The organism is Streptomyces sp. NPDC048353 (assembly GCF_055587165.1).
Genome location: NZ_JBVJGU010000013.1, coordinates 1 through 21722, shown reverse-complemented (window position 1 = coordinate 21722; position 21722 = coordinate 1). Strand labels below are relative to the sequence as shown.

The following is a 21722-nucleotide window of genomic DNA, read 5'->3' as shown; positions in this document are numbered from 1 at the left end:
CCGCCGACGCTTCGCCGACCGACCACAACCTGCCGCGCCCCGGCCGCACCGGGCGCCCGCTGTTACCCCGGGAAGGACACCCACTCATGGGCATCACGATCACGAACACGTACGGCAACCCGCACAACGTCTGCGACACCAGCCCGGCCCACGTCACGAGCTGCGACTACTACCGGATTCCCCTCGTCGCCACCATCACCCCCGGAAACCCCGGCTACGAGGACATGGTCGAGATGCTGAAGGACAACGGCCACGACACCCGCCCCGAGGGCTACGGGCTGATCTTCCTGGAGTCCGAGGAGTTCTCCGCGACGTACTTCGGGTCGATCGCACAGATCGAGCAGTACGAGCGCGAGAACGCCGACGGCAAGGCGACCTTCGACGCCTCGCAGGGCGTCCTGTACGCCCAGTGGCCCCACGGCAAGGGCTGGGACGACTTCATCCCCCGCACCTTCTGGAACGCGAAGGCGCGCGGTGCGATCGCGGACGGCGTCGGCCTCGTCACCGCCTTCGCGCACACCGAGATCCCGGGCGCCGAGGTCATCGTCTACGAGTTCGAAGGCGCCTGGAGCCGCGGCGGCACCCCGGAGCAGCTGGTCACCTACCACTGCACCGCCTGCCACCTGGACACCTTCCACGACTGCGGGCACGTCCACGAGAACACCGGCCCCAGCAGCCGCCGCTGGGCCGCCCGCCAGGCCCGCCAGCACATCACCAGCGCCCACCGGCACGGCGTCGGCGACACCAACAGCGCCTGCCGCCCCAACAACGGCGAAATGCTCCGCGTCGTGAACGCGGTCGCCCGCGACATGTGGGGCACCACGGGCAACGCCCTCCCGGACACCGACGACGCGTACTGCGCCACCAAGGGCCCCTGCTCGATCATCCGCGAACTCCGCGCCGGAGTCCGCCCGCCCGTCTACCGCGCCTGACGGACGCTCTGTGCCGCCCCGGCCTCTCCGACGGAGGCCGGGGCGGTCGCGGTGGTCCCTCAAACAGCAGACACCCCGGGACCAGGACCAGGAAAGGAGAGGACGTCATGACCCTGCTCCCCCTCTATGAGGTCGACGTCCCGATAAGGAACACCGCTGGCCTGCGCGGTGTGCACGTCTTCACCGGCCACGCCGACAGCCGCAGCACCGCCGTACGGATCGCCCACGAGGTCTACGACCAGGCCGCCGCCGCGCGGCGGGCCGGACTCGAGGTTCCCGGCACGCGGCCGGACGGATGGACGGCGCGCGGCTACCGGCCCGGCTGGGAGCTCGACTGGAAGGCGGCGGCCGCCGGCCGCTGGAACGACCCGTACAGCTGGACCCGCGCCGACGACGGCGACATCGAGCTGTAGATCCGCCCCGGGGCAGCCGCACCTCGGCGTCCAAACCAGTTCGCCTGCCCCGGGCCTTCCCATCCCGTACGAGACGAGAGGGAGATCCCAGTATGGACTCCGTCCTGCGCACACAGGCCCGGTTCGGGCAACGCGCACTCCTCCTGACGACCGCGGCCCTGCCGCTGACCGGCTGGGCCGTCCACGCCATCGCCCTGCACAAGAAGATCGCCGCGAGTCGCCGCGACCCGCTGACCGGTCTGCTGCGCCGCGACGCCTACACCGCCCGCGCCCGGCAGGTCCTGCGCCGCCACGGCGACAGCGCCGCTGTGGTCCTGGTCGACGCCGACGACTTCAAGGCCGTGAACGACACGCTGGGCCACGCGGCCGGTGACGCCGTCCTCGCCGCGTTCGGCGCGCGGCTCACCGCCTGGGCGGGCCCGCGCGCCGCGCTCGGCCGCCTCGGCGGCGACGAGTTCGCCGTCGTTCTCGACCTACCCGCCGCTCGCCGTGAGGAGCGTCTCGCGCAGCTGGTCGGCATGCTGCGCACCCCGGTCGTCCTGGACGACGGCCGGGTGGTGAACGTCGCCGCCTCGGTCGGCGCCGCGACCCCGGACGCGGTCGGCTCCAGCGACCTGTCCGTGTTGCAACGAGCCGCCGACGCCGCCCTGTACGGCGGCAAGCACTCCGGTCACGCCACCCTCGCCACCGCAGCGCACGCCACGGTCCCGTCCGTCAACGGCCGCCGCGCCGGGCGCCCGGGAACGGCTTCGTGGGGGAGTGCCGCATGAGCACCACCCGTCTCCCCGAGGGCGACTGGATCCGGGGCATCACCATCAGGCAGCCCTGGACGGCCGCGATCCTGGCCGGGCACAAGACGATCGAGAACCGCTTCCGGCCCTGGCGGCCGGGCTGGGTCCTGCTGCACGCCGGCGGGCAGATCGACCGCCGGGCCCGGCGGGACCCGCTCGTCGCCCACGCGGTCCGCGGCCGCGAGCTGATGACCGGCGCAGTCCTCGGCATCGCCCGCATCCCCGCCCTGCACCAGGACCCCGACGACGCGGCCCCCTGTACGCCTTGGTCGCTGCCCGGGGCCTGGCACCTCGAGCTCACGGACGTCCAGGAGCTCGCCCTGCCGGTCCCCGCGACCGGACAGCTCGGTCCCTGGCGCCCGACACCGGACCTCCTGGAGCGCGTCCTCGACCAGCTCCCCGGCTTCCGGCCATGAGCACCCGCCGCCCGACGCCCGCACCGCCCGAGCCGCCCGTCGTGCCGGCCCGCCTCCTGGACTGGCGCGACGGGGCGCACTTCGCCTGGCCCGAGCGGTGCGCGCTGTGCCGCGAGTTCACCCCGCTGCGCTCCCACGACGGCGAGCCCGTGCACAAGACGTGCGCAGAGACCTGGAACGCCGCCAACCCGGGCGCAGCCCGGTTCGTCTCCGACCCGCCCAAGAGCGGCAAGGGCAAGGACCACGCCTGACCTTCTCCCTCCACCGTCTGGAGGCACCTGTGAGCAACACCGACCCCTCCGTCGAGCACGCCCTGGCCTACCCCGAGCCGCCGGCCTCGCCGCTGTGGCACCGCCACGGCCCCCGGGCCCGCCAGCTCACCCCCGAGCAGCAGCGCCGCAACCGCGAGCTCCTCCTCCTCGCCCAGCGCCGCACGCGCCAGACCACCACCGCCAAGGCCGCTTAGGAGGCCGCCGTGTTCGACGACTTCACCGAGAGCGCCAAGGCCCAGGCCCTGGCCCTGAACGCCAACACCGACGACGAACAGGGCGCCGCCGCCAGCACCGTCGCCCGCCACGCCCACAACAAGGACGACCTGGCCCAGCTCCTGGACGTCCTCGGCCTCCCCCGCGAACCCGACACCCTCACCGACCTCTTCCCCCTCCTCCCGGAAACCGGAGACGCACCCATGACGACGAACCCCACCACCACCGGCGGCTCGACCCACTCCGCGCACCAGGCCGTCGCGCTGTCGATGCACGCCGCCGGCACCAGCGAGGACGCCATCCGCGAGGCCACCGGCCTGACCGAGTCCGAGCTGAGCGACCTCATCGCCAACAAGGTCCTCGACCTGCCCCGCGCCGGCGTCATGATGACCCCGTTGATCGACGTGCCCGTCATCCCGCTCCCGAGCTCCAACTCCCTCCAGCAGCTGATCGACTGGGCGGCCGCGCACCCGGCCGCATCGGTCCGCAAGACCGCCGCCCGCATCACCACCGCCCTCACCGAGCTGTCCGCCCGCCGCGACAGCGAGGCCGCCCAGCGCGAGGCGGAGGCCCGCGTCACCAAAGCCCACGAAGCGCTGGAACAGGCAGAGCAGGAGCTGCGCGCCGTGAAGGCCGGCACCCGCACCACCACCAAGGCGACCGCCACCACGCCCACCCCGATCCGCACCGGCACCAGCGGCGCCTACAGCCGAGATGAGCTCGCCGCGATCCGGACCTGGGCGCGCGAGAACGGACACCAGGTCGCCGACCGGGGCCTGCCGAGCAAGACGGTCCTGGACAAGTACGCCGCCGCCCACCCGGCCACCCCCGCCCGGAAGGCGGGCTGACGATGACCGCGATCCCCCTGGTCCTCGACGGCTACCTCGACGAGCTCCCCGCCCCCGGCGACGACGGCCTGACCGCGCGGTTCCGGGTGATCTCCTCGCCCACTGACGACGCCGCCGACGAGACCGTCTTCGCCTGCCGCACCGCCGACCCGCACCTCGCGCACGCGCTGCTCACCCTGATGCAACCCGGCGACCTGCTGCGCATCGCCGGCCACCTCGTTCTGCCCGGCCCCGGCTACGAGGGCGGCCCCCGCATGGACGTGGACGCGCTGGAGCTCCTGGCCCCCGCGCCCGCCCGGCACCTCGCCGAGATGGTGCTCGACCGCTACGGCCCCTACCTCGTCGTTCTCGACCCGGACACCGACAAGGTGCCGGTCTTCACCGAGGCCGGCGCCTGGATCGGCACCGCCGAGCACCCGGACGCCATCACCGACCTGATCCACGCCTACGAGACCGGCACCCGATCCACCCACAACCCCGACCAGAAGGGCTGACCATGACCGGCAAGACCTGCGCTTTCTGCGCCATCGCGGACGGAACCGCCCCGGCCGTCATCGTCCGCGAGTGGCCCGACGCCCTCGCGATCCGCCCCCGCTCCGGGGGCGTCAACGCCAGCCACCTCCTGGTCCTGCCGCGCGTCCACGTTGAAGACGCCGGCACCGACCCGGAGGTGACCGCCGCGGTGATGCGCCGGGCCGCAGAACTGATGGCCGAGCAGCCCGCCGCGAACCTGATCACCTCCAAGGGCGCCGCGGCAACCCAGACGGTCTTCCACCTCCACGTCCACGTCCTGGGCCGCCAGGAGGGCGACGGCCTGCCCCTGCCCTGGACCCCGCAGCACACCGCCCGTGCCGCCGCGCAGAACGGAGAGGCCCGATGAGCACCGTCCGCCTCGTCATGGCCCGCGAGCCCATCCCCGCCGGCCCCAAGGTCTTCCTGGCCGGGCCGACCCCCGACAAGAGTGCGCCAGTCCCCTCCTGGCGGACCGAGGCCCTCGACCTCATCACCGCCCAGTGGACCGGCCCGGAGCCGCTCACCGTCCTGACCCCCGAGTCCCGCGGCGGCCTCCGGGCCGAGCGCTACGAGCACCAAGTCGACTGGGAGACCGACGCCCGCGCAGCGGCCGACGCGATTCTCTTCTGGATCCCCCGCGATATGCGCACCATGCCGGGCATGACGACGAACGTCGAATTCGGCCTCGACGTCAGCACCGGCCGCGCCGTCCTCGGAGTCCCGCCCGACTGCCCCAACCCCGAGCGCAACAGGTACCTCGCCTACGTGGCCCGCCGCCACGGCGTCCCGGTGCGCGAGACCCTGACCGACACCGTGACAGAAGCTCTCGCCCTCGTCACCGCAGCAGGCACCCCGGCAGTCCGGTAAGAGCCAGGGGCCCGAAGTTCTTTGCCCGGCAACCAAGAAGGCCGGCACCCCACGAACCGTGGGGTGCCGGCCTTCTTGCGTTTCAGGACGGTCGCGGGCTACGCGCTGACCTTCTCGGCGGAGGTGTTGGAGACACGATCGAGCAGCAGCTCTGCTACAGCCAGCAGATCACCCGAAGAGAGTCCTGCCACCAGGGCATCCACGACCTGTTCTGGCGAGGAGCACGGGACGATCAGCTGCTGGCCTGTCCCGCCCGCCACCGGGGTATTAACGCCGTTAACGGTTTCACCTAGACTCCCCTGCTCGCCGGCTCCGGCGGCCGGGGTATTAACGGCGTTAACGGTTGCCTCCGGAGTTGCCTGGTCCTCGGCTCCAGCAGCAGGGGTATTAACGGCGTTAATGGTCTGGCCTTCGTCGGCCTTTGCACTAGAGGACCGCTGGCGGGGCGTCTTGGCCGCCGTGATGGCCTTCTGCGCCTCCGCGGCCTGCTTCGTCTTGGGCAGGCGGCCGATCCGGCGGGCCGGCTCGACCTTCAGATTGCCGGACTCGACCTCCTTCTGCAGATCGTCTGTGAGTTCCAGAAGTGCGAGCCGCTGCGAGACCCAAGGGGGTGTCATGCCGAGCCGTTTGGCGACCTTCCCCTGCGAACCGTGGAAGCGGACAAGCTCCTGCAGGGCCCGCGCCTGGTCCAGCGGAGCGACATCCACGCGGTGGACGTTGGCGATCAGAGCGGTTTCGAGGATGTCTGCGGCCGTTGCTGCGAGGGCGTCGTTGACGTCGATACGAAGCTCTTCGAGACCGGCCTCCTTCGCTGCGGCCAGCCGACGGTTCCCGTCGAGGACGACGTACTCTGCCTCCCCGAGGGCCTCCTCCTGTCCAGGGTGAGCCGCCAGGAACGCTGCCCGCCGTGCCACCGTGACGGGCTGAATCTGTCCCCGCTCGCGAAGAGACGCCGCCGTCTCTTCGATCTCGGTGAGTTCTTCCCGGGGGTTGAACGGGTTGTGAGCCAGAAGCTTCAGCTCGACCGAGGCCGGGGGCCGCTTTCCCTCGCCCTTCATGATCTGATCGCGGGTTCGCACCCGCCGCGGCGCCGGCTTCGCGGTGCCCTCCTCGCCGTCCACGCTGAATCCAGCGGTGACGCGACGGGTCGGCCGGGTCATACGGCAAGCTCCTTCGCCAGTTCGCGCATCACGTGCGCATGCTCACTGTCCGGGGCGTACTCGAGCAGCGGGATCTCTCCGTCTGCCGCCTCCCGGCCTTCCTTCAGGTCCCCGATGACCGCGAGGACGGAGGGGGAGGCGCTCTTCTCCCACTCCTGCTTGTTGTGCTGTACGAGCTTTCCTCGGCGGCTGTCGTAGGCGTTGACGATCAGACCGAGGTAATCGACGGAGATGCGACCCTTCTTCTGCAGGTCCTCCATCTGGGACCTCAGCAGGCGGAAGGCGCGGTGCGAGGCTTTGTTGGCCCACACCGGGGTGAGCACTCCCGAGCGGTCGGCGAGTTCGCCGTCGCGTCGGCGGACGTAGTACAGCGCGGTGTCCATGTTCAGGCCGAGGCTCGGCGGCCCGTCGATGATGATGACGTCGTAGTCGTTCTCGATCGGCTCCAGGGCGCGCTCAAGAGCCGCTTCGCTGAAGCTCACCTTCGACAGGACCACGTCGCGCAGGAAGGCGTCGTCAGAGGCGGGCAGCAGGTGCAGCCGGTCCCCGAAGATCTCGCCATCGAGGGCGACGAGCAGGTCGCCGATGTGGCCCTTGGCTGATCCATCCATGTGCATCATCAAGGTCTCGACGTCGTCCTCGTACATGAGGTCTTCGAAGCCGAGCTCGGCGGTCATGTGCCCCTGAGGGTCGTAGTCGACGAGCAACACGCGCTTGCCAGCCTCGGCGAGCGCCTGGGCGATCCCGGAGGAAAGGAACGTCTTGCCGACTCCGCCCTTCTGATTGGCGATCAGGATCCGGACGACCGGCTGAGCGACTAGAGGCGCGGACGGAGAGGGGTGCCTCTCGAGCCACAGGGTCAGCGCCTGCGCGAGGCCCTGGACGTAGGTAACGCCCCGCTCTGCACAGACCGCCTTGAAGTTGTCGGGCTCGCCGGCCGGGAGGAAAGTGCCCCAGGTCTTCGCGCCCTCGGTCTTCACCTCCGGCAGGTTCTCTTCGGCGTACCAGGCGTTGATGGCATGCTCGGCCGCATCCTGAATGTCCATGCCGTGCTCAAAGGCCCGGATTTTCAAGTGCCTGCGCAACTGGGGAGTGAGGGAGGTAATTAGCTTCTCTCGCTCCCCTCGGGGGTTAGGGATGCTCATGTGGCCGAACATTACTAGGTCACCTGTGTCTTGGAGTAGCCGCCACACGACAATCGCCTTCCAAGAGTGAGACGACACCCCGACGGACTCAGGCACACCATCGACCACACCTCACCAGCGGGGAAGTTCACAGAGCAGCGAAGCTGCCAATGCGCCACGAGACGATGTGCCGGTCCTCCCAGCTATCTGCGCGCGGCCGTATGACCTCTACTCGACCCCTGGGATCACCCGATTGGGGGTTTCTTCGCTTCCTCATGTCTGGAGCTGGCCCCTCACCGCAGTTTCACGGCAGAATCGCGGGCGGCCCTCCCCGGTGGGCCGGCATCCGCAGGGCGCTCTCCGACCAGACACCCCGCCCCGCGCGTTGGCGGATGTTGAAGGAGCCAGGCCCCGACCGGCAGACACACACCCACCAAAAGACGTGCTCACACCTGCCTGTGCGCACTGGGGTCGGACGGTACGCAGATCAGGAACCCTGATGAGCCACGGAGACACCCTCACGCAGAGGGCCCGCTACCACTCCCGCTGCACCGGCATCGGGCACAAGGCCAGCCTCCAGCATCTCGAAACCGCTCACGGGCAAGCCCCGGTGCCCGCCGCGAACCGGGACCAGGCTCGCCTGGAGGCCGCCGTGTTCGAGCGCCTGGGCGGCACCATTGACTACTGCGCCCATCCGGCCGGTATCGCCTACGTCCGTCCGAGCGCGGACCACCTGGTCGTGGAGGTGGACCGCAAGCTCGGTCCCGAGCACTCGCTTCCCAAGCACTGCCTTGAGTCTCTCCTGCCCACCCAGTACACAGGACCCGACGAGGACGAAGGGCTGACACCCGGAGGGGTCGCCGGTGTCCGGCTCCTCGAGGTCGACTCCAGCGGCCTCCACCTCGGCCTCGCCGGTACCGATGCCCGCGTCACCCTCACCGGACCTCCCCCCGAGTGGTGGCAGGCCACCCTTGCCCGCCACCGGTCCTTCTGTCGTGATCACAGCCTCGTCCCTCTGTGGGACGCGCCCGCGCTGACCCCCTTCGAAGCCACCTACCTCGCCGCAGACTCCACCTGGTGGAAGGAGCAAGCCGACAGGGCATGGATCGCCAGCGGACTGCTCCGGCGGATCGCCCTCTTCCACACGGTAATCAAGCCGTTCTGTATCAGGTACTGGCGTCACGGGCTGGGCTGGAAGTTCGAGCTGCGCTACGAACACGGCGTCCCGGTGGACCACGACCGGCTCATCAAGCACCTCACCGAGCCGAGGTATGGGTTGGCGATTCAGAGCACCCGCGACCACTGCGAGTGCAAGGAATGCGACTGCGACGGGGGAGCAGAGCGAAACTGCTGGTTCACCCTCGACACAGGTGGAGGCCGACGCGACGAGATCGTGCTCCACTTCAGGTCCACCCGCGTTGGCTACGACATCATGCGCGAGTACGGACGGCTGGTCGGAGCAGGCGCTGCGTCCGACTGGCTTGCCCAGGCCCTGCCGGCTCATCACCGCAGCCCGGCAACTTAGCGGTCAGCGCCGAGACTCCAGCCTCGTACGGAGGTGTCTCTCTCAGGGCCGGGCCAGGATCTCGTGGGTCTCGACGCGGCGCCAGACGAGGGCGACGCTGGGGCGAGGCCGGCCGTGAGGCTGGCTACCGGGCGGGGATGCCCTTGAAAGCCGGACCCGAGCCCGCGTCGCCTGCCGCGCGGCGTGGCGCCGGGCCGGGCGGTGAGGGACGCGACCACCTCTTGGGCGGTGCGCGGGGTGAGGCCGGCGCTCACCTGCCCGGAGGCCAGGACCCGTGCGTACGAGCCCGTGCCGTGGGCCCGGAGTGCGTCGGCGAGCGCGGCGGCCGCGGTCTCCGCCGGCCCGGCACCCCACCCGGCGTCGTCCGGCTGCGCCTGCCGTGAGCGGCGAGTGCCTGGCGCAGCGCCGCACTCGTTCCGGCCGCAGCTCTGCCGTCGACGGACTCGCTCGCCCCGGCTCCAGGCTGTCCGGCGCGCTCCACGACGGCGGCCGCAGCGATCGGCACGACGGAGAGGATCTCCGCGAACTCCGGATCGAGCTGGGCGAGCGCACCGGCCAGGACCTCGAGGGCGGCGGCCACGCCCTCCACCGCGCCCGCGCTCCACCGCGCCCGCGCTCCACCGCGCCGGATCGGCGGCGTCGGCCAGCGTGCACGCCGCGACGACGGCCTCCTCCGCCAGCGCGTCCACCCTGCCTGGCTCGGTGGTCAGCTTCATGTCCTGCCCAACGAGATGTGACCGCGCAAGGTCGTGCGCGCTGATCACATGATGACGCCCGCAACACCGCTGGCCGTGCCGGGTCGCGGGGGCACCGGGCAGCCCGTAGACCGGACGTATGGCGCTTCGGCCGCCGGTGGAACCGATGCTGGCGCAGGCCCGCGACACGGTGCCCGCGCCGGGCGCGCTGCCCGGTGAGCTGCGGTTCCAGCCCAAGTTCGACGGCTACCGGGCGATCGTCTACACCCCGTGGCCGGCTCCCGGCCCGCTGCTGGTGCAGTCCCGCCGCGGGAGCCTCCTGCAGAGCCGCTTCCCGGACCTCGTGGCCGCTGCCGCGCCCCTGCCCGACGGCCTGGTCCTCGACGGCGAGCTGATCGTGTGGGCCGAGGAGAAGATGTCGTTCGAGGCGCTCCAGCGGCGCGCGGTCTCCGGCGGCCGCACCGCCGCCCGCCTCGCCGCAGAGGCACCCGCGCACTTCATCGCCTTCGACGTCCTCCAGATCGACGGCCAGGAGCTGCTGCACGTCCCGTACGGCGAGCGGCGCGCGCGGCTGGAGCGGCTGTTCGCCGACCACGGGCTGAGTGCCCCGTGGACGCTCTGCCCGGAGACGACTGACCTGGCGACGGCGCAGGAGTGGCTGACGTCCTGGACGCAGGTGCCCGGCGTCGAAGGACTGGTGATCCGGGGGAGCGGCCAGCGGTATCTGCCGGGAGCCCGTGCGCTCTACAAGGTGCGCCGCCGGGACTCCACCGAGGCGGTGGTCGGCGCCATCACCGGGACCGTGCGCCGGCCGCAGACGCTCGTGCTGGGCCGCCTCGACGTGGCCGGGGCGCTCCGGCCGGTCGGCCGCAGTACGCCGCTGCGGCCGGACGTCGCGCGTGAACTGGCCGACCGGCTGACACCAGCCGGGCCCCGGCACCCATGGGAAGGCGTGCGGTTCACGACCTCCTGGGGGTCGCGGACGCCGCTCGACGTCGTGCTGGTCGAACCGGAGCTGGTCGCCGAGATCATGGTGGACACGGCGCTGGAGTGCGGGGCGTGGCGGCACCCGGTGCGCTTCGCCCGGCTCCGGCTGGACGTCGCCGTCGCGGACATCCCGCCCTTCGGCGCGGGCGCCGAGCCCGCCAGCGGGTGACCGGCCGGGCCCACCGCCCCCGATGCCGTCAGGGGCCGGTGAGGATGTCGTGTCCGCCGATGCGGCGCCAGATGACGTGCTGAACGCCTGGGCGGAGCGCAGGCCCGTATTGCCAGGTGGCGCGTCCTGCGGGGCCAGCGCCCATGGACCAGGTCAGTTCGTAAATGCCGGATGCGCGCTGGACGCGCTTGACACGGAGGCCGGCGCGGAAGTGCCTTCCGGTGCGCAGGTCCTCGACGAAGGCCGCCACGGCGCGGCGGAAGCGCCGGCGCTGGGCGGGGGTGAGGCGCTGGAGGTCGGCGGTGAAGCGGGGGAGGGTCTCGAAGGTCGGCACGGTGGGTTCCTCCGGGCAGCACGACGAAGCCCCCGACGGATGCCAGGGGCTGCTGTAGGCGGTGCTTCCTTGGCGGTGCTCGTCTCTTGGCGCGTGGTGATGCTCAGTGGTGCTGGTTGGTGTCGTTCGGGTCGGGGTGTGCGTGCTGCCGGAGAGCGATGACATTCGCGTCCGGCCCGGCGCCGCTTCCCGCCCGGCGGGCACCTGAGAAGAAAGTTCGGCCGCTGCTCCCGCCTGGCGGGACGTGCTGCTGATCGGACTTTTCTTGCAGGTCAGAGCCGTGTGGCGTGGTCTGCATGACAGTCGACATCAGGGTGATCCGGGCCGGTCAGATGTACCGCTACTACCTGCGCGAGACCGTTGTCGGCGACGGCCGCCGCCCGGCGCGCACGCCGCTGCGCGCCGCCCAGGAGCAGGCCGGTGTCCCGGTCGGGCGATGGATGGGCCGCGGCCTGGCCGTGCTCGGACTCGCGCCGGGTGAGGAGGTCACCGAGGCGCAGCTGCGGAACCTGTTCGGCGAGCGCGGTCGCCACCCGTACGCGGACCGGATCGAGGCCGACCGGCTCGCCCAGGGCGACTCCCCGAAGAAGGCGTTCATGGCCGGCGCCCTCGGACGCCAGGTGACGGTGACCGGCGTCGACTTCGTGTTCCGGCCGCAGCCGACGATCTACCTCCTGTGGGCGTTCGGGGACGAGGAGACCCGGCGGGCGATCGAGGCCGCGCACGAGCGGGCGATCGAGCGGGTGCTGGAGTGGATTGAGGACGAGGTCGCGGTGATCCGGTCCGGCAAGGACGGCATCTACCGGGTCCGGCCGCCCGGCGGCCTGGTCGCCGCCCGCTTCCGCCACTACGAAGCGCGCTCAGGTCGGCCGTTGCTGCATGACCACTTGCTGCTGTCGGTGAAGGGGCAGCGCCTGGACGGGAAGTGGGGATCGATCCACACCACGGCCCTGCACGAGAACACCGTGGCCGCCTCCGCGCTCTACAACGAGCTGGTCGCCTCCGAGGTCTGCGAGGCGCTGGGGCTGGCGACCGAGCCGCGCACCGTCACCCCGGAGCGCCGGCCGGTGATGGAGATTGCCGGGGTGCCCCACGAGTTGATCCGCTGGACCGCCCGGCGCAGCGACCAGATTGCCGCCTGCCTGGCTGAGCTGGAGCACGAGTACGTCACCGCCATCGACGACGACGGCGAGCCGCGGTTCCTGCCCGTGGTCTCCGAGCGGGCCCGCGCCAGACTGAACCAGATCGCTGCCCGCAAGACCCGCCCGCCCAAGCGGAAGACCCGGCCGCTCGCGCAGCTGCGCGCGTGGTGGAAGGTGAGCGCGATCCTCACCTCCGGTGTCGCTGCCGACGTCATCACCTCCCTCCTCGAGTACGCCCGCGCCGCGGCTGCGGCGATCCGGGCCCGGGTCACCGGCGTGGTCGACGTCGCCCTGGCGGCCGTCGACGTCACCGCGACGGTGTTCGTGATGAACGAGGGCGGCCGCTTCCACCGCCGACATCTGCTCGCCGAAGCCCGACGCCACCTCGCCCTCGTCCTGCGCGGCCGCCGCCGCGACCCCGGCCTGGACGACCAGGTCGTGGCCGCCGCCATCTCCACCCACTGCCTGGACATCAGCGAGCCGAAGACGATCCGCGGCCTGGAGGCCGGCTATCGCCTCTACACCGCCCGGTGGAACCTGGCCGACCTCCCCGCCCGACGCCGCCCACCCACTCCCGCGCCCGACCCGGACCGGCGACCCCCAGCCGATCCCGGCGCGCCGGCCGCGCGCCGGCCCCCGGGACAGGACGCGGGGGAGTGGGAGATCCCCCGCATCCCGCTCCAGTACGACCGGGCCGTCCTCGCCGGTGCCGTGGTGCGGGAGAAGCTGCGCACCACCGCGACCGCCGTGCGGGGCCGGGCGTACGACGTCGTCGCCCACCAGCAGGCGGCGATGCCCGAGCAGCTGCTCGCGCCCGACCCGGCCGACCCCGAGCACGACGACCAGGAGCCGGAGGCCGGTCGCGGGGACGCGATCGATATGACGGCGCTGCGGGCCCTGCGGAAGTCCCGCACGGACGTGGAAGCCCTCGATCTCACCGCCGACCGGCTGCGCCGCATCCGGGAGGCGGGCACCAAGATGGTCAACGACTCCCGCGCCCGCGCGCACCGCCACACCGCACAAGCCGACGCCGACGCCGACGCCGACGCGGTGCGCCCGGTGCGCCCGGACGACCAGCAGGCGCACCGCCCACAGCAGCCCGGACCGCACCGCGGCCGGGAGGCCGGCCACTGAGTGGACCCGATGGCGCGCACCCGGTGCGGCGGTGCGCACCGACGACGCCCCCATCCACTCCACCGAGTGGAGTCCACCGGGTGGAAGTGGACGCCATCGCCACTCGTTCCGGTGAGCGAGGACGGGAAGGCACCCCCCCCCGGCCGGCCGTCACAGTTGGTGATCAACAGCCACTGCGCCCGACCCCAGCGAAATGTCCTGCAGCGGTAGCGACTTCAAAGAATCCTTGGATTGAACCCTTGATTGATATCCAAGGATTGGTACCTTGGGTGCATGCCAAGCAATGAGAAGCCTCGCCTCATCCCGACCGGTAAGTGCTGGTGCGGCTGCGGGAAGGATGTCGGCCTCGGCAAGTTCTTCGCCGCCGGCCACGACAAGATCGCTGAAGCCGCCCTCATGGCCCTCAAATACGACGGGTCCGTGGCTCAACTCCTCCATGCACACGGGTACGGCTCGCATCACTCCGTCCGTCACGCCGCCGTCACCGACCCGGACTGCTCCTGGGAGAAGTGCTCCGACTGCAACTACAGCGGCGCGCCCGCCAGCATCGCCAACCACCGCAAGAAGGATCACCCCGAACGGCACGTCCTCGCCCAGGCGATCCGTTCCCTCGGCGGAGCCTGGGACGCCCAGCGCTCGATCCAGGCCCTCGCAGACCACGGGCACACCTGGGAAGACCGACAGGCCGCCGAGAAGCGCGTCCGCCAGATCCTTCGAGACCTCTGCGCGGATGGCTTCATCGTCAAGACCGATGCGCAGCGCGCCGTCTACGAACGCACCCAGGAATGAGCCAGGGTGAGGCGGCACCCGTGTAGAGCGGGCTGTCCGTCCAGGTATAACGGCAGCCCCCTGCTCGAAAAATCGTAAAGGCCTTGACGGGTGAAACGTCAAGGCCTTTACATGTACCTATGACGGATGACGATCTTCTTCAGAAGAGGGCGGAGAGCCTGCGTATCAGTGCCGGCGAGCACTATCGCAAGGCGGTCGAGGCAGACAGGCGCGGCGACACCGAGGGAGCTGCATCTGAACGTGAGCGCGCGGTATATGACACTCGCACAGCGGAGTTGCACGAACGCCTCATCGGCCGCTGGCACGGCCCCGGAAGGTACGACGAGATTCTCAGTCTCGGCCCCGACATCGGACTCGGTCTCCTCGACCGCTTCGACAGCAACACGCTCGCGGAGGTGGCGCCACGAGGGCAGGGCAACGCAACGGCAGAAGCCAGCCTCAAGACCATCCAGAGCCTCGCGTGCTCCTGGGCACACCACAACATGATGCGCGGCGCGGTCATCGAGATGATCGTCCGGATGGTCAGGCAGATCGAGGCTACCGGCGCAGAAGTGAACATCGCCGCCCTCGCCCGGATGACCGCCATCTCCCGGCAGACCCTCCACGCCCGCCTGCGCCCTCCTCAGTAGCGCCGTACGAGAAACCTGTGCCGGAACAACCCTTCACCCCGCCATGGCGGCCGCTCGCTAGTTGCTCATCAGCTAAGGCAGGCAGGCTTTCAAGGACGTGCTGCTCGAGGCTGAGGCTGGCTGGGTACCGAGGTACCGGAGGCCGCAGGGGTGGTCTGCTCGGCAAGTTTGCGGTAACTGGTGGCTGTGAGAGCGTGCCAGGCTCGGTAGAAGCCGAAGGTGATGAGCAGGCCAGCGGCGCTGATAGCACAGATGACGAGCTGCCGGTTCTCGAAGGAGTAGCGCAGAAGGGTCAGGTCCGATGCGATGGTCAGTGCCGCAGTGTTGATGATCCATCCGCGGCAAATACGCATGCGGGAGCGTGCGTAGTCGGCTTGGGCGGCCAGGGCGGGGATTGCTGCAAGGCGAAGTCGTGCCTGAGCGTACGAGCCGTCTGCAGGGAAGAACGTGGCCCTCAGTCGGCGGCGGACAGGCGAGAGAGCCGCATCTGCCGCCCGGTCGGTGAGGATGCCTAGCGCATAGGCGGCTGCGAGGCCTGCTCCTGCAATCAGTGTGGAATCTGTGGCTGGGGCGATCTTGGCCGTCGTGGCAGGGCCGATGAGGGCGATGAGGAGCGAGGTGCCTGCGGCCAGGGTGCCTATGCCGACAACAAGAACCTCGACGAACATCGCGGTGGCTGCGGCCAGGGCGGGAGGCTCGGGTTGCGTCGAGCTGGTCATAGTGGGGTCCCCCAGGCACTTGCCATATCGGTGAGCATACTTTCAGGCAGCTCGCCCTCCTCCCAGGTCTCTTGGAGGAGGAAGGGAGCGGTGGTCAGCCGTTCGAAAATGATCAAACTTTCCGGCTGGCTGGCCAAGAGGTAACGGCCATGTTCCAGGAAGTGGGCACTGTTGGGGCCGTAGTCGGTGTAGGCACGCTCGAGCCGCTCACGGAAGCGCTCGGCGAAGGCAGTGAGCTTCTCGCCGTAGGCCGGTTCGTCTTCGATGGCCTGCGAGAGGACATCAAGGACTTCATGTGAGAGGTCTCGGCTGTAAGGGTGATCGGTGAAGGTCCGGTAGACCTGCTCCGTAACGTCAAGAAGCTGGGCGCTACGGATAAGTTCGGGGTGGTTCGACATGGTCTGTGCCCCCCGTTCGACTTCGAGGTCGTAGAGCTCAACCAGAGCAATCAGACGGTACAGCGAGCGACTGACATCGGGAGGAGGAACGACACCAGGCTTGTAGAGAAGCTTGTGGGACATCCGTGCCCACAGGTCGACGGCCTCTGTCCGCAGCTGGATCTCGCACTCGTAGGGGATGCCGTCCGGATCGTTCTGCCGACCGACCATGACCGCCTGAACGTGCAGACGGGGGTACTGCAGGCGGTACTTGTCGTCAGTGAGCGTGCGGTGGTCCTGGACCTCGATGATGTCGAGACAGTTGGTGATCACTTCCAGAACGGGGTCTAGCAGGCCGGAATGCGGCACGATGACGCGGATGCCGGCCTTGTCAGTGATCTGTTTCCAGGGGTCGGTGTAGCCCTTGCGCTCGATCTTGGTCTTGAAGCTGCTGACCTCTTTGGCGCGCGAGTCCACCTCGCAGGTAAGCCCCTTCCGGGCGGTACTGCGCGCCAGGTGATCTGCGGTCTCCTTGACCGCCTTCTCGATACGCTCTCTCTCATCCCGATAGCGCTGGAACGCCTCGTCAGCGGTCAACGTCATCGTGATGTACCGAGGAGAGGGTGGGGGCAGGGCATCATGCCTGTACCGATGGCATGCTGTCGGCGACAGGCTGCTGTTCGGCCAGCGGCATCGCTACAGAGACACTCAGAGTGTCTTCTGCGTGGAGATCCGAAGAGGCAGCCTCCTGGGATGCCTCCGGCTCTTCCTTGGACTGAGGGCGGCGTCCCGCTCCAGCGAAGCTGCTGGTCTTGGTGACCACGCCGGGAATCGTGACAACGGTCCGCCCGTCTCCCAGGTCCTCGACCTTGACGGCGCTTTCCTGTACAGCTTCCACCGGCGTCACCAGGAAGACGCCGCTGGACAGCTCCACCCTCATCTTCTGCAGCCGGTTGCCGACGAGCTCGGTGTCCTTGTCGAAGACACGGACCGGGACGTCGTTCTCCCGGAGGAACTCGGCAAAATCATCACGATGCGGCGCACGCACATGCTTCTGGATGAACGCAACGGGGTCCAGCGCAGCTGCAGAGCTCTGCAGCTCAACCATGACTGCCATGACGTAGTCCATGCGAACCTCGGGATCCGTGAAACGGGTATTCACCCACTCCATGGCCGTGTCATGGAAGCGCCGGGTCACCTCTCGCGGGTCGTCCTTATGCCGGCAGCCCAAGAACCTTTCCAAGAAGAACCTGGCTACAGCCTTGCCCGACAACTGCGCGTCCGCGGCCCACCCTTCCAGCCTCTCCTCAGTGGCTCCCTCTTCAGAGAAGAGAGCCACCTTGTAGACCTTAGACCTCTCGGTGAACAACAAGTCGGCAAAAAACTGCACGTCAAAGGTCCGCAGGCCATCAGCGGTGATCCCTTTGGCCTGCATGCCGGTTTCCTGCTCAAGTTTGACCATGAGCAACGCTCGCCTGTCGTTTAGACGGGTAGTGGCGACAAGAAGCAGGCCCGCCGGGTTGGAGCCGGTCTGGTTGTCACGCAGCAGATGGGCGATCTCGCCCGAGACGCTGACCAGATCCTGGTCGCCACTCAGGAAGGCGCGCACCGCATCAGGAAGGCCTGCCTTGATGTCGGGGTCTTCTACAACCTCGCGACCCAGGCGGGCGAGTACATCGCGGAGCCTCGCCTGCAACGCCGTCCGCACAGTGTCGTCGAGCCGGCAGACTGCTTGGCTGAGCTCAAGTGGGGCAAGTTCCGTTCCGCGGATGCGCTTGGGCACTACGTGGACGATGGCCTGCTCGACCACAAGATCACCAAAGTCGGTCCGCACTCTTCACCTCTTGCATCCCCGCCCGCGCCGCGAAGGCCGGACGCTTGCTGGTCGAACCGCACGTACAGCAGCAGAGGGGACCCGCAAGCGATTCAGCCGCCCCCTCCACGCCGCGCGCACAAACCGTAGCGCTCATCGTAACGGGGGGTGCAACAGATGTAGACCCAATGTCGAGAGCAAGCTGAACAGCTGCGAAGCAGTGCCTCGTTGACCGACCACCCGCATATACGTCATGTCCAACCGCGGAAGCTCGACTGAGACCACAGCTCCTGAGGCCTGTGCGCGTACGTCTTCCAACGTGCCACCTGAAGAAACGATCTTGGTTCCTGCGCTCGGTAAAACTCTGGCCTAGGGAGCCACCACGTACATGAGACGCTTACCGGTGTGCTACGCAAAGGGACATGCGCCAGGATTACGGCGCCCTGGCGTCCCTGGCCGGCCGGGCCCCCACGGTTCGGTGAAGCGGACCTGATCGGCCGCCCAGTCGCTCAGCCGTTGCCATGGGCGAAGCCGCCCGAGCAGGTAGCCGGTGGCGAGCGTGACGACCGCGGTGACGAGGACGCTCACCATCAGGACCACCGCATGCTGATCGCGGACAGCAGCTCCATCCGCTCCGGCGTCAGCGTCGACGCCCTGCTCCGCTGATTCCCGATCCAGGCACCCAGCTTGTGCTCCCGCTCCTCCTGGCCCTCGCCGCCGACGACCCGCTCAACCCACTTCCTGGGGACCTGGAGGTGCCCCTCGCGCTCGTAGAACTGCTTGGCGGCCTCGTAGTTCATCGCCCATTTGTCGGCCTGCGTACGGCGCGGCGGCGGCTTCTCGTCCTCGGCCGCGGGCTGGACTCCGAGAACCTGCTCGCACATCCACTGCTGCACGGTCGTGAGCTGGTCCCAGCCGAGCCGCACCGACTGCACCCACCGTCCGAGATCCTCGCCCTGGCGTACGACGTCGCCCGTCTCGGTGGGCAGCGCCTCACCGGCGTCCAGGTGCATCCTCACCAGGTGGAAGCAGCGCTGCCAGGTGACCGGCCAGCTCGGGCACCAGGACGCGTCGATCTCCTCCAGCTGCTCGCGCCGCATCTCCGACAGCGCCCCGGCCGACGACTGAACCGGCAGCCCCTCGGCACGCCGCTGCTCGTTCTCCTGCGCCTTGCGGGCGGCGGCCCGCGCGTTCTTCAGGAAGATGCCCACCCGGTACCCCTGGTAGGTGGCGTCGAGCGGGGCCAGGAGGTGGCCGTGTTCGGCGGCCCACCCGCGGGCGGCGGACAGGCCCTCCTCCCACGCGACGTCGAAGTGGCTCCAGATCATGCCGAGCTTCTCCAGTTGCGCGATGCGGTCCTCGTCCATGTCGCTGCGGGCGTAGAACCGGCGGGCGTCGGCGGTCCACTGCCCGAGCGGGAACCCGGCGAGCGAGGCCGGCCACACCGCGCCTTCCGCCTCCTGGTCATCGGCGGCGGGCACCCGGAACGTGAAGGGCACCTTCAGGTCGCCGTGCTCGCGGGCGTAGATGACGGCGGCCTCCACGCCGCGCCGCCAGTGCTCGTGCTCAGGGTTGAGGACCCGCAGGTTGATGAACGCGGCCAGGGCGGCCGGGTCGCGGGGCGTGGAGAACTTCAGCAGGGCCTTGGCGGGGGCGCTCACGCCTCCGGAGCCCTCGCCGCTCCCGCCCGTGCTCTTTCCGCTGTCGGCCTTGCTGACGGGCTTGTAGCGGCTCGGGGCCTGCTGCTCCGCGAGGCTCTCCACGATCCGCGCGTCGTGCGCCCGCAGCGCCTCCAAGAGCTTCGCCAGCCCGCCGAACGCCCGGCTCGTGAGCATGTTGTCCGCTGTCTCGCCCGGCCCGAGCAGCACCGGGACCACGAGCGAGGCCACCTTGCCCTCGCCGGGCTGCATCCGCAGCGCCCGGCCCACCGCCTGGACCAGGTCCGGCATAGAGCCGCGCACATCCGCCCAGTACACGGAGTCACATTTTTTGGTGTCGACCCCCTCACCCAAGACCTTCACCGAGCACAAGAAGCACTTCTCCACGACCGTGCCGTCCGTAGCGATCCCGGCCGCGAACTCGCCCAGCAGGCGGCGCCGGTGGAGCGGCTTGTGGTCACCGCACAGCCAGTCCGCCCAGATCGTCTTCGGGTACAGCTCGGGGTCGGATGCGTGCAGCTGCGCGGCGACGTCGGGAAGGCCGGCCGCGAACGCTTCGGCCTCGCGGACCTGGTGGTGGAAGACCAGCGTCCTGCGGAAGCCCTCTTCGGCCGACGCCTTCACCAGGGCGGTCTGCAGGGCAGCGAGCCGGGCCCCGCGGACCTCTGCCGAGCGGCTTTCGGCGCCCAGGAGCTGCGCGGCCTGGAGCGCGGTGTCGGTGACGTCCACGCATACGACCTGGTAGGGGGCACAAATGCCCCTGTCGATGGCCTCCGAGAGCGTCAAAGTGAACGCCCGGCTGCCGAACGGCCCGTTGGGGTCGTCTTCCATGCTCGCGACCAGCTCACCGGGTGCGCCGGCCTCGTCCTCGTCCCCGAGCTGCCACAGCCGGGGCGTGGCCGTCATGTACAGACGGCGCAGGGACGGGATCTTCTGGTTGTCGTGGACGACCGCCCACGGCTTCCCGATCCGGCCCGAAACGCGGTGGGCTTCGTCCACCACGATCAGGTCCCAGGCCGCGAGGCCCCCGGCGTGCGCACGCTCCAGCGTGCCCAGACCGAGGCTGGCGTACGTGGCGTACACGGTCACCTTGTCCAGGCCCCGCGTCCACTCCACCAGCTCGTGCACGTCCGTGGTGTTGGGGAAGGACACCTCCTCACCCCGGAGCGAGGACACCCCGATCATCGGCCCCCGGCGGCCCCCCTCGCGCCACGCGGCCTCGGTTTGGGCGAGCAGGTCCAACGAGGGCACGAGCACCAACACACGGCCCGCGTGGAGCTCCTCCGCGCTGCGGACCGCCACCCGGGTTTTCCCGGACCCGGTCGCCATGATCACCTGCGTTCGAAGCCCCCGTTCGGGCACAAGTGATCTTGCAGGCAATTCGAGGGCACGCACGACCGCGTCAATGGCTTCTCGCTGGGCTGCCTCGCGCTGGTCAACGCGGTCTGTGCTCGACATATCGCCTGCCTTCTCCTGGGATGCCGTCCGGTCGATTCGAGCGGCGGGAAACGGGAAACCTGTACGTAGATGGGGCTGTGAAGAGCTACGGTTGGAGTGGTCCGGCTGGGTGCCCCCACTCCTCCTCGATGGAACCCCGGAAAGACTGCGTGATGGATCTAGAGGAGTCCCAGGACATTACGAGGTGGCATGCTTTGAGTCCAGAGTCTATCTGATAGGAAAAATGAAGCACGCGCGATGTCGAGATTCCCCCATGTAACTGGATGCTATGAAGCGGTTAGCCAACGGATCGAGGGTAGGCGACACCCAATGAATGTTCGGGCTACCGGATAAGGGGTGATGCGGTGTGGAGCTGGCCGGGACGACATGGCCTGACGGGCCGACAGGAAAGGTACTCGCGGTGATACTGCTTGCGGTTCTGGTGGGCATGTTTTCCTGGGGGCTGTACCGAAAGAGGCGTTGACGCCCTCGACCACCTGTCACCCCTTCCTCTTGCTGCTACTCGGGCCGCAGGCCCGTGGGTGGGCCGCGCGGAGCGTGGCGCGCCCCGTGGTACGGCGGGTGACGTGGGGTCAGGCGGTGGGGTGGCGGGTGGCTGGAGCGCAGCGGAGGCCACCGGTCGGCCGGAGGCCGGCCCCGGGCCGCAACGCGGCCCGGCTGCCCTGCCCTTGGCGGTGCCCGCGGAGCGCGTGCCGCCTGGCGGTGAGCGGAGCGAGCCGCATCCGCTCACGCGGAGCGGGAGCG

General features: G+C 69.6%; 23 protein-coding genes. 15 read left to right on the top strand and 8 right to left on the bottom strand.

What is annotated here, in order from left to right; translation table 11 throughout:
• Nucleotides 1-86 precede the first annotated feature (86 nt).
• The 10 genes from ACZ6RC_RS31910 to ACZ6RC_RS31865 all read left to right on the top strand — a co-directional run bounded on the left by ACZ6RC_RS31910 (nucleotide 87) and on the right by ACZ6RC_RS31865 (nucleotide 5265).
• A complete protein-coding gene (locus tag ACZ6RC_RS31910) occupies nucleotides 87-932 on the top strand; it encodes a hypothetical protein (RefSeq protein WP_469589872.1) in 846 nt (281 codons plus the stop codon).
• 107 nt (nucleotides 933-1039) lie between these two features.
• Nucleotides 1040-1345: a hypothetical protein gene (locus ACZ6RC_RS31905; protein ID WP_469589869.1), complete on the top strand. Its 306-nt coding sequence runs from the start codon at nucleotides 1040-1042 to the stop codon at nucleotides 1343-1345.
• Between the two features lie 92 nt (nucleotides 1346-1437).
• Nucleotides 1438-2115 carry a GGDEF domain-containing protein gene (locus tag ACZ6RC_RS31900; protein WP_469589867.1) on the top strand — a complete coding sequence of 226 codons (678 nt, stop codon included), beginning with the start codon at nucleotides 1438-1440 and terminating at the stop codon, nucleotides 2113-2115.
• Entirely contained in the window at nucleotides 2112-2552 is a 441-nt protein-coding gene (locus ACZ6RC_RS31895) for a type 2 periplasmic-binding domain-containing protein (RefSeq protein ID WP_469589865.1), read from the top strand. The genes ACZ6RC_RS31900 and ACZ6RC_RS31895 overlap by 4 nt, the downstream gene beginning before the upstream one ends.
• Entirely contained in the window at nucleotides 2549-2803 is a 255-nt protein-coding gene (locus tag ACZ6RC_RS31890; protein WP_469589861.1) for a hypothetical protein, read from the top strand. Before ACZ6RC_RS31895 ends, ACZ6RC_RS31890 begins: the two co-directional genes overlap by 4 nt.
• Before the next feature lie 29 nt (nucleotides 2804-2832).
• On the top strand, nucleotides 2833-3018 hold the full coding sequence (locus ACZ6RC_RS31885; RefSeq protein ID WP_469589859.1) for a hypothetical protein: 186 nt from the start codon (nucleotides 2833-2835) through the stop codon (nucleotides 3016-3018).
• Nucleotides 3019-3027: 9 nt separating this feature from the next.
• Nucleotides 3028-3885, top strand: coding sequence for an Lsr2 family DNA-binding protein (locus ACZ6RC_RS31880; protein WP_469589856.1), 858 nt, complete (start codon nucleotides 3028-3030; stop codon nucleotides 3883-3885).
• 2 nt (nucleotides 3886-3887) lie between these two features.
• Nucleotides 3888-4379, top strand: coding sequence for a hypothetical protein (locus ACZ6RC_RS31875; protein ID WP_469589852.1), 492 nt, complete (start codon nucleotides 3888-3890; stop codon nucleotides 4377-4379).
• Nucleotides 4380-4381: 2 nt separating this feature from the next.
• Nucleotides 4382-4765, top strand: a complete 384-nt coding sequence (locus tag ACZ6RC_RS31870) for an HIT family protein (RefSeq protein ID WP_469589849.1) — start codon at nucleotides 4382-4384, stop codon at nucleotides 4763-4765.
• Nucleotides 4762-5265 (top strand): nucleoside 2-deoxyribosyltransferase domain-containing protein, encoded by a 504-nt coding sequence (locus ACZ6RC_RS31865; RefSeq protein ID WP_469589847.1) that lies wholly within the window; start codon nucleotides 4762-4764, stop codon nucleotides 5263-5265. Before ACZ6RC_RS31870 ends, ACZ6RC_RS31865 begins: the two co-directional genes overlap by 4 nt.
• Nucleotides 5266-5363: 98 nt before the next feature.
• Here the strand turns inward: ACZ6RC_RS31865 and ACZ6RC_RS31860 are convergent, their stop codons facing one another.
• Nucleotides 5364-6425: a ParB/RepB/Spo0J family partition protein gene (locus ACZ6RC_RS31860; protein WP_469589844.1), complete on the bottom strand. Its 1062-nt coding sequence runs from the start codon at nucleotides 6423-6425 to the stop codon at nucleotides 5364-5366.
• Nucleotides 6422-7570 (bottom strand): ParA family protein, encoded by a 1149-nt coding sequence (locus tag ACZ6RC_RS31855; protein WP_469589841.1) that lies wholly within the window; start codon nucleotides 7568-7570, stop codon nucleotides 6422-6424. The genes ACZ6RC_RS31860 and ACZ6RC_RS31855 overlap by 4 nt, the downstream gene beginning before the upstream one ends.
• Before the next feature lie 478 nt (nucleotides 7571-8048).
• Here ACZ6RC_RS31855 and ACZ6RC_RS31850 point away from each other — a divergent pair, with 478 nt between their 5' ends.
• Nucleotides 8049-9074, top strand: coding sequence for a hypothetical protein (locus tag ACZ6RC_RS31850; protein ID WP_469589836.1), 1026 nt, complete (start codon nucleotides 8049-8051; stop codon nucleotides 9072-9074).
• 250 nt (nucleotides 9075-9324) lie between these two features.
• On the opposite strand, the gene ACZ6RC_RS31845 is transcribed toward ACZ6RC_RS31850, so the two are convergent.
• Complete coding sequence (locus ACZ6RC_RS31845; RefSeq protein ID WP_469589834.1) at nucleotides 9325-9654, bottom strand: hypothetical protein; 330 nt, start codon at nucleotides 9652-9654, stop codon at nucleotides 9325-9327.
• A 254-nt stretch (nucleotides 9655-9908) separates the two neighbouring features.
• Between ACZ6RC_RS31845 and ACZ6RC_RS31840 the strand changes: the two genes are divergently transcribed.
• Complete coding sequence (locus ACZ6RC_RS31840; protein WP_469589830.1) at nucleotides 9909-10925, top strand: ATP-dependent DNA ligase; 1017 nt, start codon at nucleotides 9909-9911, stop codon at nucleotides 10923-10925.
• 28 nt (nucleotides 10926-10953) lie between these two features.
• Here ACZ6RC_RS31840 and ACZ6RC_RS31835 read toward each other — a convergent pair whose 3' ends face one another.
• On the bottom strand, nucleotides 10954-11259 hold the full coding sequence (locus ACZ6RC_RS31835; RefSeq protein WP_469589828.1) for a hypothetical protein: 306 nt from the start codon (nucleotides 11257-11259) through the stop codon (nucleotides 10954-10956).
• A 296-nt stretch (nucleotides 11260-11555) separates the two neighbouring features.
• Here ACZ6RC_RS31835 and mobF point away from each other — a divergent pair, with 296 nt between their 5' ends.
• From mobF to ACZ6RC_RS31820, 3 genes are all read left to right on the top strand, one after another.
• Nucleotides 11556-13535 carry a MobF family relaxase gene (gene mobF / locus ACZ6RC_RS31830; protein ID WP_469589825.1) on the top strand — a complete coding sequence of 660 codons (1980 nt, stop codon included), beginning with the start codon at nucleotides 11556-11558 and terminating at the stop codon, nucleotides 13533-13535.
• 273 nt (nucleotides 13536-13808) lie between these two features.
• The gene (locus ACZ6RC_RS31825; RefSeq protein ID WP_469589822.1) at nucleotides 13809-14324 is read left to right on the top strand and encodes a hypothetical protein; all 516 of its coding nucleotides are present in this window, start codon (nucleotides 13809-13811) and stop codon (nucleotides 14322-14324) included.
• Nucleotides 14325-14443: 119 nt separating this feature from the next.
• Nucleotides 14444-14953: a hypothetical protein gene (locus ACZ6RC_RS31820; protein WP_469589819.1), complete on the top strand. Its 510-nt coding sequence runs from the start codon at nucleotides 14444-14446 to the stop codon at nucleotides 14951-14953.
• An 89-nt stretch (nucleotides 14954-15042) separates the two neighbouring features.
• Here the strand turns inward: ACZ6RC_RS31820 and ACZ6RC_RS31815 are convergent, their stop codons facing one another.
• The 4 genes from ACZ6RC_RS31815 to ACZ6RC_RS31800 form a co-directional block, all read right to left on the bottom strand.
• The gene (locus ACZ6RC_RS31815; protein ID WP_469589817.1) at nucleotides 15043-15672 is read right to left on the bottom strand and encodes a hypothetical protein; all 630 of its coding nucleotides are present in this window, start codon (nucleotides 15670-15672) and stop codon (nucleotides 15043-15045) included.
• Complete coding sequence (locus tag ACZ6RC_RS31810) at nucleotides 15669-16652, bottom strand: hypothetical protein (RefSeq protein ID WP_469589814.1); 984 nt, start codon at nucleotides 16650-16652, stop codon at nucleotides 15669-15671. Before ACZ6RC_RS31810 ends, ACZ6RC_RS31815 begins: the two co-directional genes overlap by 4 nt.
• A gap of 34 nt (nucleotides 16653-16686) precedes the next feature.
• Nucleotides 16687-17883, bottom strand: coding sequence for a nucleoid-associated protein (locus ACZ6RC_RS31805; protein WP_469589812.1), 1197 nt, complete (start codon nucleotides 17881-17883; stop codon nucleotides 16687-16689).
• A 569-nt stretch (nucleotides 17884-18452) separates the two neighbouring features.
• Nucleotides 18453-20978 (bottom strand): helicase associated domain-containing protein, encoded by a 2526-nt coding sequence (locus tag ACZ6RC_RS31800; RefSeq protein ID WP_469589809.1) that lies wholly within the window; start codon nucleotides 20976-20978, stop codon nucleotides 18453-18455.
• Nucleotides 20979-21722: the final 744 nt, after the last annotated feature.